Genomic DNA, 20,314 nt, shown 5'->3' with positions numbered 1-20,314 from the left:
GCGTAATTCGGGTTTATGATGCCGGACGGCAGAATAATAGAAGTCCCCCCAGGGATGACCTCGACCCCTTACGGAGCGCGCAATGCAGACTTTGTACCCGCAGATCAAACCTCACGCCCGGCACGATCTGGCCGTCGATGAAACCCACACGCTGTACGTCGACGAAAGCGGTTCACCGGAAGGTTTGCCGGTGGTGTTCATCCACGGCGGCCCCGGCGCCGGGTGTGATGCCCAGAGCCGTCGGTATTTCGATCCGAACCTGTATCGCATTGTGACCTTCGACCAGCGCGGTTGTGGACGGTCCACGCCCCACGCCAATCTCGAAAACAACACCACCTGGGATCTGGTTGCCGACCTTGAGCGGATTCGCAAGCACCTGGGCATCGACAAATGGGTGTTGTTCGGCGGTTCGTGGGGTTCCACCCTGGCACTTGCCTACGCGCAAACCCACCCGGAACGCGTGCACGGTCTGATACTGCGCGGGATATTTCTCTGCCGTCCGCAGGAAATCGAGTGGTTCTACCAGGCGGGCGCCAGCCGTCTGTTCCCTGATTACTGGCAGGACTACATCGCGCCGATCCCGCTGGATGAGCGCGACGACTTGCTTCACGCCTTCCACAAGCGCCTGACCGGCAACGATCAGATCGCCCAGATGCATGCGGCCAAAGCCTGGTCCACCTGGGAAGGCCGGACCGCGACCCTGCGTCCGAACCCGCTGGTGGTCGATCGTTTCTCCGAGCCTCAGCGTGCGCTGTCCATCGCCCGCATCGAATGTCACTACTTCACCAACAATGCGTTCCTCGAGCCGAACCAGTTGATTCGCGACATGGGCAAGATCGCCCATTTGCCCGGCGTGATCGTCCACGGTCGCTATGACGTGATCTGCCCGTTGGATAACGCCTGGGAACTGCATCAGAACTGGCCGAACAGTGAATTGCAGGTCATCCGTGACGCCGGCCATGCCGCCTCTGAACCGGGCATTACCGATGCATTGGTGCGCGCCGCCGATCTGATGGCCCGGCGCCTGCTCGATCTGTCCCCTGAAGAAGCATGAAGGGCCTGTTGCAGCGCGTGCGTGGCGCGCGAGTCGAGGTAGCGGGGGAGGTGGTTGGCGCAGTCGATCAGGGTTTGCTGGTACTGGTTGCGGTCGAGCCCGAGGACACTCGGGCCAGCGCCGACAAACTTCTGCAGAAGCTGCTTAACTATCGTGTGTTCAGTGACGCCGAGGGCAAGATGAATCTGTCCCTGGCAGATGTGGGTGGCGGGTTGCTGCTGGTCTCTCAGTTCACCCTGGCCGCCGACACCAAAAGCGGGTTGCGCCCGAGTTTTTCGACCGCGGCCCCTCCGGCCCTGGGCGAGGAACTTTTCGACTATCTATTAGGCAAAGCGAAACAGGTGCATGGCACTGTGGCATCAGGTAGATTCGGCGCGGATATGCAGGTGCACCTGGTCAATGATGGCCCGGTAACCTTCCTGTTACAGACCTGAAAGTGCTTGAAACATCTTTTTAAGCCCTTTTCGACTGAAAACAGGGGTTTTTCGCGATAAATACTTTGTTACCCCTGATGCGTTGTAACGCGGCCTACTAGATAATCGCGCGCTACGGGGATCAGCGTTCGTTGGTCCATTTTGACTTAGGTAGAGACTTGTCCTGGACCGTTTGGGGAATCATTTAGCCCCATCGGAGTCGGAACAATGCTCGCCAACTTGGCAAGAGTGGTTTGTAGGAGCGGTTTTTTTACGCCGCACACCTCACAGGCCCTTTAACTGGCCGTTGGTTTTTTGATCTGTTTTCGGCGAGGGTTGCTCGTGATTGTTAGTCCCTGTAATGCACCAAAATTGTCTGCCAAACGGTTCCGAAGCGCTCTGGTAGCGGGCTCTGCACTGCTCTGCCTGCTCAGCGCCGGCCAGCTTTGGGCATTCAGTCTGGATGATGTATCGGTCAAGGCAAAAGAGCTGGCCGGGCAGAAATACGAAGCTCCGCGCAGTAACCTGCCGAACGAATTCCGTGAGATGAAATTCGCGGACTATCAAAAAATTCGTTTCCTGACCGAAAAAGCCGAGTGGGCCGATCAGAAAACCCCGTTCAAGTTGTCGTTCTATCACCAGGGTATGCATTTCGATACGCCGGTGAAAATCAACGAAATCACGGCTAACACCGTCGAAGAGATCAAGTACGACCCAAGTCGTTTCGATTTCGGCGACTTGAAATTCGATCCTAAAGCCACCGAACAACTGGGTTACGCCGGTTTCCGTGTGCTGTACCCGATCAACAAGGCCGACAAGCAAGACGAAATCATGACCATGCTCGGCGCGAGTTACTTCCGCGTCGTCGGCAAGGGTCACACTTATGGCTTGTCCGCTCGTGGCATGGCCATCGATACCGCGTTGCCGTCCGGCGAAGAATTCCCGCGTTTTCGTGAGTTCTGGATTCAACAGCCGAAACCGGGTGACAAGCACCTGGTGATCTTCGCGCTGCTGGATTCGCCACGCGCCACCGGTGCCTACCGCCTGACCGTGCGTCCGGGCAGCGACACCATTGTCGACGTCAAGGCGCAGATGTTCCTGCGTGACAAGGTCACCAAGCTTGGCGTTGCGCCGCTGACCAGCATGTTCCTGTTCGGCGCCAACCAGCCGTCGAAAGTGCTGAACTATCGCCGCGAACTGCACGACTCCAGCGGTCTGTCGATCCACGCCGGCAACGGCGAGTGGATCTGGCGTCCGTTGAACAACCCGAAGCACCTGGCGGTGAGCAACTTCTCGATCGAGAACCCGCGCGGCTTCGGCCTGCTGCAGCGTGGTCGTGACTTCAGCCACTACGAAGACCTCGACGACCGCTACGACAAGCGCCCAAGTGCCTGGATCGAGCCAAAAGGCGATTGGGGCAAGGGTTCTGTAGACCTGGTCGAAATTCCGACTGCCGACGAAACCAACGACAACATCGTTGCTTTCTGGAGCCCGGAAAAACTGCCCGAGCCTGGCCAGCCGCTGGAATTCGGCTACCGCATGCACTGGACCATCGACGAAGCCGCGCTTCACGCTCCGGACAGCGCATGGGTCAAACAGACCCTGCGCTCCACGGGTGACGTTAAACAGTCCAACCTGATCCGTCAGCCGGATGGCAGCGTTGCCTATCTGGTGGACTTCGAAGGCCCGTCCCTGGCGGCATTGCCGGCAGATGCAGACGTTCGCAGCCAGGTCAGCGTTGGCGACAATGCCGAGCTGGTCGAGAACAGCGTGCGCTACAACCCTGATACCAAAGGCTGGCGCCTGACCCTGCGCATGAAGATCAAGGACCCGGGCAAATCCACCGAGATGCGTGCTGCACTGGTCCAGAACATCCTGCCTGCCGACCTGGCCAAGTCTTCGGTGCCAGCGTCCAGCTCGGCTGTCGCCAAGGCCGACAAGGTTGCCGCCAGACAACAAGAGAAAGCGGACAAGGAAGCCAAGCAAGCCGAGGCCAAGCAGGCTGACGCCAAACCCGTTGCAGATGCCAAGGAGGCCAATAAAGACGCCAAGCAGCTAGCTGCTGCCGAAGCGGCCCCTGCCACACCGGAATCGGCAGCGACTGAAGAAGTCCTGACCGAGACCTGGAGCTATCAGTTGCCTGCCGATGAGTAATTCTCAAGTACAGCCAGAAACTCTTGCGGAGTATCTGGCGCATTTGCCGATGACCGACGAGCAGCGCGCGGAACTCGCGGGCTGCAAATCCTTCAGCGAATTGCACGAACGCCTGTCGTCCTCGACGTTCGACGCTCCGACCGAAGCCGCCCAGGCTTCGGTGGGCAAGCGTCTGACCCTCAGCTCCGCCGAAGAACTGGCAGACGCCGAAATGCTGGCACTCGACGCCAACGGTCGCGTTTGCCTCAAGGCAACGCCGCCGATCCGCCGGACCAAGGTCGTGCCGGAGCCGTGGCGTACCAACATTCTGGTGCGTGGCTGGCGTCGTCTGACCGGTCGCACCAACCCACCGGCTCCGCCGAAGGATGAGAACGTGCTGCCGGCGGCCCGCTGGCGCACCGTAGGTTCGATCCGACGTTACATCCTGCTGGTACTGATGCTCGGGCAAACCATCGTCGCCGGCTGGTACATGAAAGGCATCATGCCGTATCAGGGCTGGTCGTTCGTCGACCTGAATGAGGTCCTGCATCAGCCGTTCCTGCAAACCGTTACGCAAGTCCTGCCGTATGCGCTGCAGACCAGCATCCTGATTCTGTTCGGGATTCTGTTCTGCTGGGTATCGGCTGGTTTCTGGACGGCGTTGATGGGCTTCCTCGAGTTGCTCACCGGCCACGACAAATACCGCATTTCCGGTAAAAGTGCCGGCGTTGAGCCGATCGCCAAGGACGCGCGTACCGCACTGGTAATGCCGATCTGCAACGAAGACGTGCCACGGGTGTTTGCCGGTCTGCGGGCGACCTTCGAGTCGGTTGCGGCCACGGGGGACCTGGATCGTTTCGACTTCTTCGTCCTCAGCGACAGTAACGACGCCGATATCTGTGTTGCCGAACAGCAGGCCTGGCTGGACGTCTGCCGCGAAGCCAAGGGCTTCGGCAAGATTTTCTATCGCCGCCGTCGCCGTCGCGTAAAACGCAAAAGCGGCAACCTCGACGACTTCTGCCGTCGCTGGGGCGGTGACTACAAGTACATGGTCGTGCTCGACGCTGACTCCGTGATGAGCGGTGAATGCCTGACCAGTCTGGTGCGCTTGATGGAAGCCACGCCGGACGCCGGGATCATCCAGACCGCGCCGCGTGCGTCGGGCATGGACACGCTGTATGCACGCATGCAGCAGTTTGCGACGCGTGTGTACGGTCCGCTGTTTACCGCCGGTCTGCACTTCTGGCAGTTGGGTGAATCCCATTACTGGGGTCACAACGCGATCATCCGCATGAAGCCGTTCATCGAGCACTGCGCCCTGGCGCCGTTGCCCGGTAAAGGCGCGTTCGCCGGTGCGATTCTGTCCCACGACTTCGTTGAAGCTGCGCTGATGCGCCGTGCCGGCTGGGGCGTGTGGATTGCCTACGACTTGCCGGGCAGCTACGAAGAACTGCCGCCGAACCTGCTGGACGAACTCAAGCGTGACCGTCGCTGGTGCCACGGCAACCTGATGAACTTCCGTCTGTTCCTGGTCAAGGGCATGCACCCGGTGCACCGTGCGGTGTTCCTGACCGGCGTGATGTCTTACCTGTCGGCGCCGTTGTGGTTCTTCTTCCTGGTCCTGTCGACAGCGCTGCTGGCGGTCAACACGCTGATGGAACCGCAGTACTTCCTCGAACCGCGCCAGCTCTATCCGCTGTGGCCACAATGGCACCCGGACAAGGCGATCGCGCTGTTCTCGACCACCATCGTGCTGCTGTTCCTGCCGAAGCTGTTGAGCATCATCCTGATCTGGGCCAAGGGCGCGAAAGAGTTCGGCGGCAAGTTCAAGGTGACCTTGTCGATGCTGCTGGAGATGCTGTTCTCTATGCTGCTGGCGCCGGTGCGGATGATTTTCCACACCCGCTTTGTGCTCGCCGCGTTCCTCGGTTGGGCCGCGACCTGGAACTCCCCGCAACGTGACGACGACTCCACACCATGGAGCGAAGCGGTCAAGCGCCACGGTCCGCAAACCCTGCTGGGCTTCTTCTGGGCGCTGCTGGTGATCTGGCTGAACCCGAGCTTCCTCTGGTGGCTGGTGCCGATCGTCGGTTCGTTGATGCTGTCGATCCCGGTATCGGTGATCTCCAGCCGTGTGGGTCTGGGCCTCAAGTCCCGTGACGAGAGCCTGTTCCTGATCCCTGAGGAATACAATCCGCCACAGGCGTTGCTGGCGACTGACCAATACACCCACGAAAATCGCTGGCATGCACTGAACGATGGCTTCATCCGCGCGGTGGTCGATCCACAACAGAACGCCTTGGCGTGTTCGCTGGCGACGTCCCGGCACCGTTACGCAGAGCCGATCGAATGGCTGCGGATCGAGCGGGTTCGTCATGCGCTGAAAGTCGGGCCTGAGGGTCTGAACAACAATGAGCGCGTGCAACTGCTGAGTGATCCGGTGGCATTGGGTCGCTTGCATGAGCAGATCTGGAACGACGGTCACCCCGAGTGGCTGGACGCGTGGCGTAAATCGGTGAAGGCCGATCCCCATGCGCCGCTGTTGCCGCTCAAGCCGCTGAGCATCCAGCCTCAGTTGGCATAATGAAAAAGCCCCGTTTCCTCAAGAACGGGGAGCTTCAAAAAGATCGCAGCCTTCGGCAGCTCCTACATTGATTCGGTTGATCGCAATAATGCGGATCAACACGGACCCGTAGGAGCTGCCGAAGGCTGCGATCTTTTGCTTTTGCGCTCTGTGAAACAACAAATCCCGTGCAAACCCTTGTGCAAACGAGCGAGTGCGTTAGCATCCGTCCCCGAATTGGTGCGCCCGGACAATTTTCTGTTCGTATCTGCCGGTTTCCCAAGGGAAACCTGCCGTTTGCGCGCCTCATAACGCAATGGTTTTGGGGACTTGATGATGAAGAAGTATCTCTCGATGCTGCTGGTCGGCGTCACGGCACTGGTTGCAGTCAACGCGGCGCAGGCCGGTGCCATCGATGACGCGGTCAAGCGCGGCACGCTGAAAGTCGGCATGGACCCGACCTACATGCCGTTCGAAATGACCAACAAACGCGGCGAGATCATCGGTTTCGAAGTCGACATCCTCAAAGCCATGACCAAGGCCATGGGCGTCAAACTGGAATTGGTGTCCACCGGCTACGACGGCATCATCCCGGCCCTGCTCACCGATAAGTTCGACATGATCGGTAGCGGCATGACCCTGACCCAGGAACGCAACCTGCGCCTGAACTTCAGCGAACCGTTCATCGTAGTCGGCCAGACGCTGCTGATTCGCAAGGAGCTGGAAGGCACCATCAAGTCTTATAAAGACCTGAACACCGCCGACTACCGCATCACCTCCAAGCTGGGCACCACCGGTGAAATGGTCGCCAAAAAATTGATCTCCAAAGCCAAGTACCACGGCTACGACAACGAGCAGGAAGCGGTACTGGACGTCGTGAACGGCAAGGCCGATGCGTTCATCTACGACGCACCTTACAACGTCGTCGCGGTGAACAAGGTCGGTAACGGAAAACTGGTGTTCCTCGACAAGCCATTCACTTTCGAGCCGCTGGCCTTCGGTCTGAAGAAGGGCGACTACGACAGCATCAACTTCATCAACAACTTCCTGCACCAGATCCGCGAAGACGGCACCTACGATCGCATTCATGACAAGTGGTTTAAAGACACCGCTTGGCTGAAGGATATGGAGTAAGGCTCGGTCAGTTAGACCGCGTCGCCCATTCGCGAGCAGGCTCGCTCCCACAATTGCCCTGGGTCCAATGTGGGAGCGAGCCTGCTCGCGAAGACGGCCTCCTTCGCGACACAGAACTCGGAACCTTCAGAGCAAATGAAACAGAAAAAAGCCCTATGGCCCTGGCACGTGCTGACCGTGCTGGTACTGATCGGCCTGGCCGGCGCGTTGTATTACGCCACCTCGCTGATGTCCTACGAATGGCGCTGGAACCGCGTGCCGCAGTACTTCGCCTACCACGCTGAAGAATCCCAGCGCGCCGCCGACATCTCCACCGTCAGCGAACTGGTGCGCAAGGACGACAAGGCTGAAGTCACCCTGCGCAACGATGCCGGTGACGAGCAACACCTGACCGTCGACGACAACAGTCTGCAAGTCGCCCAGGGCGATGACGTGGCCGAAGGCGACGTCATCGGCGTGACCCGGCATTGGGCCGCCGGACCGTTGATGTGGGGGCTGTGGACCACCCTGTGGTTGTCCGTGGTGTCTGGCGTGCTCGGCCTGCTGATTGGCCTCGCCACCGGCCTGTGCCGTCTGTCGAACAACCCGACCCTGCGCGACCTTTCGACGATCTACGTCGAACTGGTCCGCGGTACGCCGCTGCTGGTGCAGATCTTCATTTTCTACTTCTTCATCGGCACCGTGATGAACCTGTCCCGGGAGTTCGCCGGGATCGCCGCGCTGTCGCTGTTCACCGGCGCATACGTGGCGGAGATCATCCGTTCCGGTGTGCAGTCGATCGCCCGTGGCCAGAACGAAGCCGCGAGGTCCCTGGGTTTGAGCGCCGGGCAGTCGATGCGCCACGTGGTGCTGCCGCAAGCCTTGAAACGCGTGCTGCCGCCGTTGGCCGGGCAGTTCATCAGTCTGGTCAAGGACACCTCGCTGGTGTCGGTGATCGCGATTACCGAGCTGCTCAAAAGCGGTCGTGAAGTCATCACCACCTCGTTCTCGCCGTTCGAAATCCTGTTCTGCGTGGCCGGTCTGTATTTGTTGATCAACCTGCCGCTGTCGAAAATCGCCAGCCGGCTTGAGCGGAGGCTCGCGCAAAGTGATTGAAGTCCGCGATCTGGTAAAAGTCTTCGACACCCGCGGCCATGTGGTTCGCGCGGTAGATAACGTCTCGACGCACGTGGCCAAGGGCGAAGTGCTGGTGGTCATCGGTCCGTCAGGTTCCGGTAAATCGACCTTCCTGCGCTGCCTCAACGGCCTGGAAGAGTTCGATTCGGGTTCGGTGAGCATCGACGGCCTGCAACTGGCCGACCCGAAAACCGACGTGAATGCCTACCGCCGCGAAGTCGGCATGGTGTTCCAGCATTTCAACCTGTTCCCGCACATGACGGTGCTGGAAAACCTCTGTCTGGCCCAGAAGGTCGTGCGCAAGCGCGGCAAGAAAGAGCGCGAAGCCAAGGCGCTGGCGTTGCTGGAGAAGGTCGGTATCGCGCAGAAGGCCAATGAGTTTCCGTCGCGCCTGTCCGGTGGTCAGCAACAGCGCGTTGCCATCGCCCGGGCATTGGCCATGGAACCCAAGGTCATGTTGTTCGATGAGCCGACCTCGGCCCTCGACCCGGAAATGGTCGGCGAAGTACTGGATGTGATGAAAACCCTGGCCGTGGAAGGCATGACCATGGTCTGTGTCACCCACGAAATGGGCTTCGCCCGGGAAGTGGCGGATCGGGTGCTGTTCTTTGATCACGGCAAATTGCTGGAAGATGCCTCGCCAGCGGAATTCTTCGATGCGCCGAAGGATCCGCGGGCGCAGGCGTTTTTGCGCCAGGTCCTGTAAATCAAGCGCCTGTCGTACCGCTATCGCGAGCAGGCTCGCTCCCACAAGGGTTAGGCGTCAAACACAAATTTTGTGTACGCCACCGATCAATGTGGGCGCGAGCCTGCTCGCGATCGCATCACCTCGGTCCCTTGTGAACCGAGGTCATCGAATCACCTCAAACCTTGAACCTGCCCACCAGCATCTGCAGATGCGTCCCCAACCGCGCCAGCTCAACGCTGGAGGCCGCGGTTTCTTCGCTGGCTGCCGAGGTCTGCTCGGACACATCCCGCACGTTCAGCACACTACGGTTGATCTCTTCGGCTACGGCGCTTTGCTGCTCGGCCGCCGCAGCAATCTGCTGGTTCATCGACTGAATCGCCGACACGGTGCGGGTGATGCTTTCCAGTGAGCTACCGGCGCGGCGGGTCAGTTCGACGCTGCTGTCGGTCAGGCTGCGGCTGTTGTCCATGATGGTCGCGACTTGCTGGGTGCCGCTTTGCAGGCCGACGATCAGCTCTTCGATTTCCTCGGTGGACTTCTGGGTGCGCTGGGCCAGGCTGCGGACTTCGTCGGCGACCACCGCAAAACCACGCCCGGCTTCACCGGCACGTGCGGCTTCAATCGCCGCGTTGAGCGCCAGCAGGTTGGTTTGCTGGGCCACGGATTTGATCACGTCGAGCACGCTGCCGATCTTGTCGCTTTCGCGCTTGAGATGACCCATGGCTTCGGTGGAATTGCCGACTTCCTTGGCCAGGCGCTCGATCTGGGCGATGGCTTCGCTGACCACTTTGTCACCTTCGCGGGCCTGCTGGTCGGCGGCGACCGCCGCTTCGGAGGCTTCTTCGGCGTTGCGCGCGACTTCCTGCACGGTGGCGGTCATTTCGTTCATGGCGGTGGCCACCTGGTCGGTCTCGACCTTCTGGCTGTTGACCCCGGCGCTGGTCTGTTCGGTCACCGCAGACAACTCTTCGGCGGCGCTGGCGATTTGCGTGACGCCATCGCTGATGCCACCGATCAGTTCGCGCAGGCCCAGAGTCATGCTCTGCATGGCGCGCTGTAGCTGGCCGAGTTCGTCCTGGCGCTCGGAAACAAGGTTGTGCGTCAGGTCACCGGCAGCGACGTGCTCGGCCACTTTGAGGGTCTGGCTCAGGGGGATCACGATCTGGCGGGTGATGGCCCAGGCCGCGAAGAGGCCAAAGGCAAGCGCCAGGGCGGTGGCCAGCAGAAGCATGTTCTTGGCGCGGGCGGCGTGGGTGTCGCGCACGATGGTTTGCGAGACGGTGAGCTTCTTGCTGACGTCGAGCAGGATGTCGCCTTGGACGGCCATGCGTTTCAGGGCAGCAGCGGTTGCCACCTGGGAGTCGCGGAACTGGCTGACCGCTACGCGATAGGCCTTGAGCGATTCGCTGGCCTGTTGCAGGTTGGCCATGTATTGCTGCGGTAGTTTCGACGGCAGACTGTCGAGGCTGTTCAAGGCATTGGCGATCGCGTCCAGCGCCGGTTGTTCGGCGTCGGCCTTGCCACTGTAGGTATAGCCGCGAACCTGATAGCGGGCTTGCTGCAGCAGTTTGCTGACCTCAACCACACTGTTGAAATCGGCAATGTTGTCGCCTTGCAGCAGGGTTTTCTCGACTTCGGTCACCCGCGCCACGGCGTTATCGGCATTGGCGCCGAGTTTGCTGCGGGCATCTTCACGGTTGGCGCCGGCCTGGGTCATGGCGACGAAGGCTTGTTTGTACTCGCTGATGGCGGCCAGCTGCTGATCGACCATGGCTGTATCGGCGGGCTGTTCGATCAGCGTGCGCGCGGTTTTCAAGCCGGTGTCGAGTTGGCCGAGCAGGTCGTTGACCGCGCCAGGGCCTTGTTCGCCACGGCGCATTTCGTAGTCCAGACGGGCCAGGCGCAGGTCTTTGGTCAGATCATTGAGGCTGGCAATGAACCCGAGCTTGTCGCCACGGCTCACCACATCGCTCAGGCCGGTCCAGCCGGTGACGGTGATCAGTAACGTCAGAAGCAGCACCAGACCGAAGCCGACACTCAGTTTGCGATTGACGCTGACGTTCCCCAGTTTCTCGGCTAGCCATCGGTACATGCTGCAACTCCCTCGGACCACTCATTGGCTTTATGGGAGCTATATCGGCAGGTTCGTCCGAATCTGTAGAAACAGCGATGCGATTTGCCTGACGCAGCGCAGCACGGTCCCGTAGGAGCTGCCGAAGGCTGCGATTTTTTGATCTTGATTGTGGCGGAACTGAAAACGCTAAAGATCAAAAGATCGCAGCCTTCGGCAGCTCCTACGGGGGCTATGCGGTGTTAGAAGAGGCGAGCGAGCAGCGCGGTGACGGCGGTTTCGACCCGCAGGATGCGTTCGCCGAGCTGCACCGGTTGCAGGCCGGCCTTGCCCAGCAGGTCGATTTCGTAAGGGATCCAGCCACCTTCCGGGCCGATCGCCAGGGTCACCGGTTCGTCCAGGCCACGGGGGCAGGGCGGGTAATGGCCGGGATGCCCCACCAGACCGAGGGTGTCTTCGGTGATGGCGGGCAGGCGATCTTCGACAAACGGTTTGAAGCGCTTCTCGATGATGATCTCCGGCAGCACACTGTCCCGGGCCTGTTCGAGGCCGAGGATCAGTTGTTCGCGAATCGCCTCGGGCTCCAGGAACGGGGTTTGCCAGAAGCTCTTCTCGACGCGGTAGCTGTTCACCAGGACGATCCGTGGCACACCCATGGCCGCTACCGTCTGAAACACCCTACGGAGCATTTTCGGGCGTGGCAGGGCCAGTACCAGGGTCAGTGGCAGCTTGGCCGGTGGTGGCTGGTCGAGTGTGACGCGCAACTCGGCTTCGTCAGCGTCCAGGCGCAGCACTTCGGCCGAACCCATCAGACCGCCAATACGCCCGACGCGCATGTTGTCACCCACTTCACAGCGGTGAACTTCCTGCATATGCGTCAACCGGCGATCACGCAGGATCGCCCGGTCGGCCGCAATGAAGTCGGCCTCTTCGAGGAGCAGCAGGTTCACGCTTGGGTCGCTGGCGGCTGGTCGTTGTGATCGTCAACCGGCTGGTCGTCCGGATGGTCGCCGCGCTTGCTGATCAGGCTGCCGAACAGGATGCCGATTTCAAACAGCAGCCACATCGGTACGGCCAGCAGCGTCTGCGAGAAGATGTCCGGCGGTGTCAGGATCATGCCGACCACGAAGCAGCCGATGATTACGTACGGGCGGATTTTCTTCAGATAGGCGACGTTGACCACGCCAATCCATACCAGCAGCACCACGGCCACCGGGATTTCGAACGCCACGCCGAAGGCGAAGAACAGCGTCATGACGAAATCAAGGTAGCTGGTGATGTCGGTCATCATCTCCACGCCGGCCGGGGTGGCGGCGGCGAAGAACTTGAAGATCAGCGGGAACACCAGGAAATAGGCGAACGCCATGCCGGTGTAGAACAGCAGGATACTGGACACCAGCAACGGCACCGCGATGCGCTTCTCATGCTTGTACAGGCCCGGCGCGATGAAGCCCCAGATCTGGTGCAGGATCACCGGGATCGCCAGGAACAGCGAAACCATCATGGTCAGCTTCAGTGGCGTCAGGAACGGCGACGACACGTCGGTGGCGATCATCGTCGCGCCGGCTGGCAGGTACTGGCGCAACGGCGTGGAGACGAAGGTGTAGATCTGCTGGGTGAAGGCGAACAACCCGGCGAAGATGATGAAGATCGCCGCTACGCAGCGCAGCAGACGGGTACGCAACTCGGTGAGGTGCGAAACCAGCGGCATGTGCTGGTCGTTTTCTGGGAGATCGCTCATGGGGCTCGCGGCGGCAATGTTGGGTCGTGAGGGGCCGGCGTTGTCGGCGCGGCGGCAGGCGCAACAGGTTCTACGGGAGCGACTACCGGCGCCGGTTCAACGGCGTTCACCGTGTCAGTTGGGGCAGCGGCAGGCGTAGCTTCGGCAGCCGGCGCATGAATCGTCGGCGTCGCCACGGGTTCAACTGGCGTCGGCTCTTGCTGAGTCGGCGTGAAAATCTTCCGCGCCTCCTGCTCCAGCGACAGAATGTGCTCGTTGTGCAGTTGCCGACGAATCTCGTCGGCACCGATTTCACGTTCAACTTCCTGTTTGATCGCGTTGAAGCTGCGCTTCAGACGCCCGACCCACAGGCCGGCGGTGCGCGCTGCGCCCGGCAGACGCTCGGGGCCCAGCACCAGCAGGGCAACGAGGCCGACGAGCAGCAGTTCAGAGAAGCTGATACCAAACATTAGTCAGTGCTCACACGTCTTTGCGGATCGGCTCTTCGACTTTTTGTGCCTGCACGTCGATGGTGTGCGGCTGGTTCACAGACTGTGTGGTCTGTGGTTGAGCAGGTGGAACCGGTTGTTGCGGGGTCACCGTCGGGTCAGCTGGCTTGTCTTCATCGTTCATGGCTTTGCGAAAGCCCTTGATCGACTCGCCCACGTCAGTGCCGAGGTTTTTCAGTTTCTTGGTGCCGAACACCAGCACGACAACAACCAGGATGACGATCCAGTGTTTCCAGTCAAAAATGCCCATGTTGCTGCTCCTCTCTAATAGTTGTTCAGGCGGACGGACGCGAGGCTTTCTCGACGTGTCCGGACAGACCGAAGCGACGGTCAAGTTCATCGAGCACAGCCTGTGGATGCTGCCCCAGTTGGGCGAGCATGACCATGCTGTGGAACCACAAATCGGCGGTCTCGTAGATCACATCGCTGCAGTCACCGCTGATCGCGGCATCCTTGGCGGCAATAATGGTTTCGACCGACTCTTCGCCGACTTTTTCCAGAATCTTGTTCAAGCCCTTGTGGTACAGGCTGGCGACATACGAGCTGTCGGCGGCGGCGCCTTTGCGCTCTTCCAGCACCTGGGCCAGACGGGTCAGAGTGTCACTCATGGGTGTGCCCTGCGTGATAGATGGCGTGCGGGTCTTTCAGGACCGGGTCGACGATTTTCCAGTCGCCGTTCTCGAAGACGCGGTAGAAGCAGCTCTGGCGGCCGGTATGGCAAGCGATATCGCCAATCTGCTCGACCATCAGGATGATGACGTCGGCGTCACAGTCCAGGCGCATCTCATGCAGGGTCTGCACATGGCCGGACTCTTCGCCCTTGCGCCACAGCTTGCCACGGGAACGTGACCAGTAAATGGCGCGGTTTTCGGCAGCGGTCAGTTCCAGCGCTTCACGGTTCATCCAGGCCATCATCAGGACGCGCCCGGTCTTGTGATCCTGGGCAATCGCTGGCACCAGGCCATCGGCGTCCCACTTGATCTCGTCCAGCCAGTTTTTCATCTTCGACTCCGACAGCGGGTTCCACACTTCATGAGTAGAACCCAGGCGTTGAAACAGTGTGCCAGCGTGTGGCCCGACTGGCTATCGGCGAACGACCAGATACAAACCGACAGCCATCATGATTCCGGCCGGCCAGTAAGCCAGTTCGTTCAGCGGGCCGCCCGCGGCCAGTATTGCGCCGCCAGCCAGATGGGCAGTGCCGAGCAGCCGCAGGAACCAGTCGTCCCTGCGTCGATGCCACGGTGGCGGCGGGTCATTGGCATGAGGCTGGGACATGCGTTCGAGTAGGTCGCGGGCCATGTTGGCCAAGTGCGGCAGTTGTTCGAACTGGCTCTGCACGTTGCCGAGAAAGGCTTTGGGGCTGACCCGCTCGCGCATCCAGCGCTCAAGGAACGGCTGCGCGGTGTTCCACAGATCGAGGTCCGGGTACAGCTGACGGCCCAGGCCTTCGATGTTCAACAGGGTTTTTTGCAGCAACACGAGTTGTGGCTGCACTTCCATGTTGAAGCGTCGCGCGGTCTGGAACAGGCGCATCAGCACCTGACCGAAGGAAATATCCTTTAACGGTTTTTCGAAGATCGGCTCGCACACGGTGCGGATCGCGGCTTCGAATTCGTTGAGTTTGGTTTCTGCCGGCACCCAGCCCGAGTCAATGTGCAGCTGTGCGACACGCCGGTAATCGCGCTTGAAAAACGCGAACAGGTTGCGCGCCAGATAGTCCTGGTCTTCCGGGGTCAGGCTGCCGACGATGCCGCAGTCGATCGCAATGTACTGCGGGCTCCACGGGTTCACGGTGCTGACGAAGATGTTGCCGGGGTGCATGTCGGCGTGGAAGAAGCTGTCGCGGAACACTTGGGTGAAGAAGATTTCCACACCACGTTCGGCGAGCATTTTCATGTCAGTGCGCTGATCGGCCAGGGTCGTCAGATCGGTGACCTGAATACCGTAGATGCGCTCCATCACCAGCACTTTCGGCCGGCACCAGTCCCAATAGACTTGCGGCACGTACAGCAGCGGCGAGCCGTCGAAGTTGCGTTTCAACTGGCTGGCGTTGGCCGCTTCGCGCAGCAGATCGAGTTCGTCGTAGATGGTTTTTTCGTAGTCCTGGACCACGTCTACCGGGTGCAGCAGGCGCGCGTCGGCCGAGAGTTTTTCGGCGGCGCGGGCGAGGATGAACAGCCAGGCCAGGTCCTGGGCAATGATCGGTTTCAGGCCCGGGCGGATCACCTTGACGACGACTTCTTCACCGGTTTTCAACTGCGCGGCATGCACCTGGGCCACCGAGGCCGAGGCCAGCGGTTCGACGTCGAATCGGCTGAACACTTCACTGATCTTTTTGCCCAACTGCTCTTCGATCAGGTTGATCGACACTTGCGAGTCGAACGGCGGCACGCGGTCCTGCAACTTCATCAGTTCATCGGCGATGTCTTCCGGCAGCAGGTCGCGGCGGGTGGACAGGATCTGCCCGAACTTGATGAAAATCGGCCCCAGGTCCTGCAGCGCCAGGCGCAATCGCGCGCCACGGCTCAGGTCCAGCGGCTTGCGCGGGAACCAGCGCCACGGCAAGGCGTAGCGCAGCGCCAGGAGAAACCAGGGCAGCGGCAGGGCGAACAGCAGGTCATCGAGGCGGTAGCGGATCACGACGCGCTGGATGCGCAACAAACGGCGGACGGCAAGCAGCTTCATGCGTTATCGCTTGGGTCGAGGGATCGGGAAAGGCGCTCGAAGCGCGCCTCGAGACGTTCCAGATCGAGTTTGATCTGGTCCAGTTCACTGAAACGGGCTTCGGCTTCGCGCTGACCGACGAGGGTGCGCGATTCTTCGGCCAGGTATTCGCCCAGGTTCTGGTTCAGGTTGGCGAACCCTTGTTGATACCAGCGTGCGCGGCTGCGCAGGTGACCGCCGACCAGTTGTGTGGCGACGGGGCCGAGCCAGCGCGAGAGTTCGTACTCCCAGTCCAGCTCAAGGTCCTGAAGGATCGCCGCCAGTTCCAGCAGCACGCCGCTGTCACCGTCGAGTTCGACTTCAGGGCCATGCAGGACCGAGGTCTTGTCCTTGCTCATCGCCAGTTTCAACAGGCTGGAGGCCGGTGCACGCAAGGTGCAGTCGGCGCCGGTTTCCCACTGGGATGCCAACATCAAACCTTCATCGCTGGGCAGGATAAACAGTTGCAGCGCCGGGCTGCGGCAGTCGACGGCAATCACCTTGCCACTCAAATGCGCCAGCCGCGGCAGCGCCGTGCTGTCGAGACGCAGCACCCGGTTCAGACCGAGTTCAACGCTGGCGAGCAGGCCGGCCAGCAACATCAGGGTTTGATGCCGCGGTGCAGGGCGACGATGCCTGCGGTCATGTTGTGGTAGGTCACGCGGTCGAAACCGGCCTCGACCATCATCGACTTCAGGGTTTCCTGATTCGGGTGCATGCGGATCGATTCGGCCAGGTAGCGATAGCTTTCCGAGTCGTTGGTGATCAACTTGCCCATCAGTGGCATGAAGGCAAACGAGTAAGCGTCGTAGGCTTTGGACATCAGCGCGTTGGTCGGTTTGGAGAACTCCAGCACCAGCAAGCGGCCGCCCGGTTTCAGCACCCGCAGCATCGAGCGCAGGGCGTCTTCTTTATGCGTCACGTTGCGCAGGCCGAAGGCGATGGTTACGCAGTCGAAATGGTTATCCGGGAACGGCAGCTTTTCAGCGTCGGCCTGGACGAATTCGACGTTGCCGGCCACACCCAGGTCCAGCAGGCGGTCACGACCGACCTTGAGCATGGATTCGTTGATATCGGCCAGCACCACCTGGCCGGTCGGGCCAACAAGATGAGAGAATTTCTTGGTCAGGTCGCCCGTGCCGCCGGCGATATCCAGCACGCGGTTGCCGGTGCGAACGCCCGACAGTTCGATCGCGAAACGCTTCCACAGACGGTGCATGCCGCCGGACAGGAGGTCGTTCATCAAGTCGTACTTGGCGGCTACCGAGTGGAAAACCTCAGCGACTTTTTCCGCTTTCTGGCTTTCCGGAACGTTTTTGAAGCCGAAGTGAGTGGTGGGTTCGGCATCGCTGCCTTTGCGCTGATCAGTCATATCGCTGTCACCAGAAGAGAATGCGGGACATTCTAATCCCGGTGGCCTGCTTTGTCTTGGCAAGGCTGAAGGTAAGATGTAGAACCGCCGGGACGTTTTGACGCAGGAAGGGTCAAGATGCTTCAGGACAGTATCCATAAAGCAGGAGTCATTCGATGGCCCGTATTAGTGTTGAGCGTGCCCACGGCCTGGGTAAGGAAGCGGCCCGCGAGAAGGCCGACAAGTTGGCGCAGAAACTGTCCGAGCAATATGGCCTGGAACCGCAATGGTCCGGCGACACCCTGAACCTCAAGCGTTCTGGTGTGAAAGGCGCGGTGCATGTAGGTGAGGATTCGATCAAGGTCGATGTCGAACTTGGCCTGTTGATGTCCGCCATGAGCGGCACCATCAAGTCGGAAATCGAAAAGGCTTTGGATAAAGCGTTGGTGTGAGACCAAAGAGATCGCAGCCTCGTTTTACTCGACAGCTCCTACAGGTGTACACCGCTGTCCTTTGTAGGCGCTGTCGAGTGAAACGAGGCTGCGATCTCTTCCATCAGGCACCACCTATTTATGTCAGTTGTTAGGGTGCCGTTTCTAATTATTCTCACTACTTTGTGCCTGAGCCCGACTCTTTGCGGGCAGTTCCTCAAACCTTCTGCGCGTGAGGTGCACCATGGCCAAAGTTATTTTGAAGAAAAAAATCGACGCTTCGACAACGGCTCTGAGCGACGTTAAATCTTATGCCCGCAAGATCTGGCTGGCAGGCCTGGGTGCCTACGCCAAGGTCGGCCAAGAGGGCAGCGAGTACTTTCAAGAGTTGATAAAGGAAGGTCAAGCTGTTGAAAAGAAAGGAAAAAAAGTAGTTTCCGAGAAACTTGAAGCGGCCAATGCCGAGATCGATGAAGCCAAGAGTGAAGTCAGCACTTTCAAAGGCAAAGTCGAAGTTCAACTCGACAAGGTCGAGAAGGCTTTTGACTCGCGTGTCGCAAGTACCTTGAATCGTATCGGCATTCCGTCTAAACATGACGTTGAGACACTCTCTGCTAAGCTCGATGAGCTGACGGCATTGCTCGAACGCGTCGCGCGTAAATCTTAAGGAGAACGGGATGGCTGGTAAAAAGAATACTGAAAAAGAAGGCAGCTCGTGGATCGGGAAAGTCGAAGACTACTCCCGCAAAATCTGGCTTGCTGGTTTAGGCGTGTACTCGAAGATCGACACTGACGGCAGCAAGCTCTTCGATACATTGGTTAAAGACGGCGAGAAAGCCGAGAAGCTCACCAAAAGCGCTGTCGGCAAAAAAGTCGATGCCGCCAAGGACTCCGCTTCGTCGGCCAAGTCGCGCATCAGTGGCGTGAAAGATCGTGCGCTGGGCAAGTGGGATGAGCTGGAAGGGGCTTTCGACAAGCGCCTGAACAGCGCCATTTCACGCCTGGGCGTACCCAGCCGCAATGAAGTCAAGGCGCTGCACAGCAAGGTCGATACCCTGACCAAGCAGATCGAGCGCCTGACCGGTGCCAAGGTTGCGCCCGTTGCGGCGAAAACCGCAGCAGCCAAACCTGCGGCCAAGTCCGCTGCCAAGCCATTGGCCAAGGCTGCCGCTAAACCGGCTGCCAAGCCAGCAGCGAAAGCAGCGGCCAAGCCTGCTGCCAAAACTGCCGCGGCAAAACCTGCAGCAGCCAAGCCAGCGGCCAAGCCGGCCGCCGCCAAAGCTGCGGCTAAACCAGCAGCAAAAGCTGCTGCCAAGCCTGCAGCGAAAAGCGCAGCAGCTAAACCTGCAGCCAAGCCAGCGGCAAAACCTGCCGCCGCAAAGAAGCCAGCAGTGAAAAAACCGGCCGCGCCTAAAGCCGTCGCACCAAAACCAGCAGTGGCTGCCGCCAAACCGGCAACCCCGGTCAGCACATCCAATTCCGCAGCTGCACCGACCCCTGCTGTTACCCCGACTGTCGCGCCAGCTCCATCGACGCCAACCAGTCAGTCCTGATTTTTCAGGACTCAAGAAAACGCCCGGCCTGCAAAGGTCGGGCGTTTTTGTTTGTACACTGATTTATAAACACCGCAGAACCATTGTGGGAGCTAACCGGCTCCGGGCGGCGTTCCGACGAAAGCGGTATCTCAGTAGACATCAATGTGACTGTGGGGACCTCTTCGCGAGCAGGCTCGCTCCCACAGTGAAATTTGTTTATCCAGTGGAACTGTCAGTCGTGTTCTTCGAGGTATTGAAGGGCCAGGTGTTCGGTCGCAACCTTGATCGGCGGCAACAGGTGCGGCGCCACCAGCATCATGATCTGGTACACCACCAGTCGCACTTCACCTTCGCGATCAAGAATCCTCTGATAGTCCAGCGAGAACAGCAGCGTCATGGTGATCTGCTCCACCAGTTGCCCCAACGCCTGGGTGTCGCTGACCAACTGCCCCTGAGCCTTCAGTCGCGCCAGCAATGAAGCCAGTGTGCGTTTCAGCGCATTGAGCAGGTTGCGAATACCCTTGGCCAGTTTCGGCAGGCGCCCGGCCAGATTCGACAAGTCCTGGAACAGAAACCGATAGTGCGCCAGGCGCTCGACGATCAGGTGCAGGAACAACCAGTAATCTTCCGGTGCCAGTTCCACATCGGAGGGCGGATCGAGCAGGGGCGCCAGTTCGGCCTGGAAGCGCTCGAACAACCCGAGAATCAGCGGTTCCTTGCCGTGGAAGTGGTAATAGAGGTTGCCCGGGCTGATGCCCATTTCGTTGGCAACTTCCATGGTGGAGACATTCGGTTCGCCCTTCTGATTGAACAACTGCAGGGCACATTCGAGGATCCGGTCGCGGGTTTTCATCCAGTCTTCTTAATGGTCGGGTCATGCCACGGCCGGC

Annotated in this window: 21 protein-coding genes and 1 pseudogene; 10 read left to right on the top strand and 12 right to left on the bottom strand. The window is 59.9% G+C overall.

All coding sequences use genetic code 11. The annotated features are described in order from the left end of the window. Positions 1-82: 82 nt before the first annotated feature. The 7 genes from pip to ACYZUD_RS21925 all read left to right on the top strand — a co-directional run bounded on the left by pip (position 83) and on the right by ACYZUD_RS21925 (position 9,119). Positions 83-1,054 (top strand): prolyl aminopeptidase, encoded by a 972-nt coding sequence (pip, locus tag ACYZUD_RS21955; protein WP_462020118.1) that lies wholly within the window; start codon positions 83-85, stop codon positions 1,052-1,054. Beyond that, positions 1,051-1,488 carry a D-aminoacyl-tRNA deacylase gene (gene dtd / locus ACYZUD_RS21950; protein WP_008149496.1) on the top strand — a complete coding sequence of 146 codons (438 nt, stop codon included), beginning with the start codon at positions 1,051-1,053 and terminating at the stop codon, positions 1,486-1,488. The genes pip and dtd overlap by 4 nt, the downstream gene beginning before the upstream one ends. Positions 1,489-1,809: 321 nt before the next feature. Beyond that, on the top strand, positions 1,810-3,621 hold the full coding sequence (locus ACYZUD_RS21945; protein ID WP_462020117.1) for a glucan biosynthesis protein G: 1,812 nt from the start codon (positions 1,810-1,812) through the stop codon (positions 3,619-3,621). Continuing rightward, a complete protein-coding gene (gene mdoH, locus ACYZUD_RS21940) occupies positions 3,614-6,184 on the top strand; it encodes a glucans biosynthesis glucosyltransferase MdoH (RefSeq protein WP_462020116.1) in 2,571 nt (856 codons plus the stop codon). The genes ACYZUD_RS21945 and mdoH overlap by 8 nt, the downstream gene beginning before the upstream one ends. A gap of 315 nt (positions 6,185-6,499) precedes the next feature. Then, entirely contained in the window at positions 6,500-7,297 is a 798-nt protein-coding gene (locus ACYZUD_RS21935; RefSeq protein ID WP_462020115.1) for a transporter substrate-binding domain-containing protein, read from the top strand. A 135-nt stretch (positions 7,298-7,432) separates the two neighbouring features. After that, a complete protein-coding gene (locus ACYZUD_RS21930) occupies positions 7,433-8,392 on the top strand; it encodes an amino acid ABC transporter permease (RefSeq protein ID WP_462020114.1) in 960 nt (319 codons plus the stop codon). Then, the gene (locus ACYZUD_RS21925) at positions 8,385-9,119 is read left to right on the top strand and encodes an amino acid ABC transporter ATP-binding protein (RefSeq protein ID WP_046045596.1); all 735 of its coding nucleotides are present in this window, start codon (positions 8,385-8,387) and stop codon (positions 9,117-9,119) included. Before ACYZUD_RS21930 ends, ACYZUD_RS21925 begins: the two co-directional genes overlap by 8 nt. A 157-nt stretch (positions 9,120-9,276) precedes the next feature. Here the strand turns inward: ACYZUD_RS21925 and ACYZUD_RS21920 are convergent, their stop codons facing one another. The 11 genes and pseudogenes from ACYZUD_RS21920 to ubiE form a co-directional block, all read right to left on the bottom strand. Beyond that, positions 9,277-9,981: a methyl-accepting chemotaxis protein gene (locus ACYZUD_RS21920; protein WP_462025089.1), complete on the bottom strand. Its 705-nt coding sequence runs from the start codon at positions 9,979-9,981 to the stop codon at positions 9,277-9,279. Positions 9,982-10,182: 201 nt separating this feature from the next. After that, positions 10,183-11,193: pseudogene (locus ACYZUD_RS21915) on the bottom strand (methyl-accepting chemotaxis protein); the annotation flags it as partial. Between the two features lie 221 nt (positions 11,194-11,414). Then, positions 11,415-12,122, bottom strand: coding sequence for a 16S rRNA (uracil(1498)-N(3))-methyltransferase (locus ACYZUD_RS21910; protein ID WP_462020113.1), 708 nt, complete (start codon positions 12,120-12,122; stop codon positions 11,415-11,417). Beyond that, entirely contained in the window at positions 12,119-12,913 is a 795-nt protein-coding gene (gene tatC, locus ACYZUD_RS21905; protein ID WP_462020112.1) for a twin-arginine translocase subunit TatC, read from the bottom strand. Before tatC ends, ACYZUD_RS21910 begins: the two co-directional genes overlap by 4 nt. Further along, positions 12,910-13,362, bottom strand: a complete 453-nt coding sequence (gene tatB, locus ACYZUD_RS21900; RefSeq protein WP_462020111.1) for a Sec-independent protein translocase protein TatB — start codon at positions 13,360-13,362, stop codon at positions 12,910-12,912. The genes tatC and tatB overlap by 4 nt, the downstream gene beginning before the upstream one ends. Before the next feature lie 10 nt (positions 13,363-13,372). Continuing rightward, the gene (locus tag ACYZUD_RS21895; RefSeq protein ID WP_462020110.1) at positions 13,373-13,651 is read right to left on the bottom strand and encodes a twin-arginine translocase TatA/TatE family subunit; all 279 of its coding nucleotides are present in this window, start codon (positions 13,649-13,651) and stop codon (positions 13,373-13,375) included. Positions 13,652-13,676: 25 nt separating this feature from the next. Beyond that, entirely contained in the window at positions 13,677-14,009 is a 333-nt protein-coding gene (locus ACYZUD_RS21890; protein WP_003220849.1) for a phosphoribosyl-ATP diphosphatase, read from the bottom strand. Continuing rightward, the gene (gene hisI / locus ACYZUD_RS21885; RefSeq protein ID WP_462020109.1) at positions 14,002-14,403 is read right to left on the bottom strand and encodes a phosphoribosyl-AMP cyclohydrolase; all 402 of its coding nucleotides are present in this window, start codon (positions 14,401-14,403) and stop codon (positions 14,002-14,004) included. The genes ACYZUD_RS21890 and hisI overlap by 8 nt, the downstream gene beginning before the upstream one ends. Positions 14,404-14,484: 81 nt before the next feature. Continuing rightward, a complete protein-coding gene (ubiB, locus tag ACYZUD_RS21880; RefSeq protein WP_462020108.1) occupies positions 14,485-16,089 on the bottom strand; it encodes a ubiquinone biosynthesis regulatory protein kinase UbiB in 1,605 nt (534 codons plus the stop codon). After that, complete coding sequence (locus tag ACYZUD_RS21875) at positions 16,086-16,709, bottom strand: ubiquinone biosynthesis accessory factor UbiJ (protein ID WP_462020107.1); 624 nt, start codon at positions 16,707-16,709, stop codon at positions 16,086-16,088. Before ACYZUD_RS21875 ends, ubiB begins: the two co-directional genes overlap by 4 nt. Continuing rightward, positions 16,709-17,479, bottom strand: coding sequence for a bifunctional demethylmenaquinone methyltransferase/2-methoxy-6-polyprenyl-1,4-benzoquinol methylase UbiE (gene ubiE, locus ACYZUD_RS21870; protein ID WP_007948968.1), 771 nt, complete (start codon positions 17,477-17,479; stop codon positions 16,709-16,711). The genes ACYZUD_RS21875 and ubiE overlap by 1 nt, the downstream gene beginning before the upstream one ends. 155 nt (positions 17,480-17,634) lie before the next feature. Between ubiE and ACYZUD_RS21865 the strand changes: the two genes are divergently transcribed. From ACYZUD_RS21865 to ACYZUD_RS21855, 3 genes are all read left to right on the top strand, one after another. Then, complete coding sequence (locus tag ACYZUD_RS21865; protein ID WP_462020106.1) at positions 17,635-17,910, top strand: polyhydroxyalkanoic acid system family protein; 276 nt, start codon at positions 17,635-17,637, stop codon at positions 17,908-17,910. A gap of 223 nt (positions 17,911-18,133) precedes the next feature. Next, the gene (locus tag ACYZUD_RS21860; protein WP_462020105.1) at positions 18,134-18,556 is read left to right on the top strand and encodes a phasin family protein; all 423 of its coding nucleotides are present in this window, start codon (positions 18,134-18,136) and stop codon (positions 18,554-18,556) included. 10 nt (positions 18,557-18,566) lie between these two features. Further along, complete coding sequence (locus tag ACYZUD_RS21855; protein ID WP_462020104.1) at positions 18,567-19,442, top strand: phasin family protein; 876 nt, start codon at positions 18,567-18,569, stop codon at positions 19,440-19,442. A 214-nt stretch (positions 19,443-19,656) separates the two neighbouring features. Here ACYZUD_RS21855 and ACYZUD_RS21850 read toward each other — a convergent pair whose 3' ends face one another. Further along, positions 19,657-20,277, bottom strand: coding sequence for a TetR/AcrR family transcriptional regulator (locus tag ACYZUD_RS21850; protein WP_462020103.1), 621 nt, complete (start codon positions 20,275-20,277; stop codon positions 19,657-19,659). Positions 20,278-20,314 lie beyond the last annotated feature (37 nt).

The organism is Pseudomonas sp. XS1P51 (assembly GCF_054897845.1).
The sequence above is the reverse complement of the archived record's forward strand: the minus strand, read 5'-3'. Positions and strand labels throughout refer to the sequence as shown.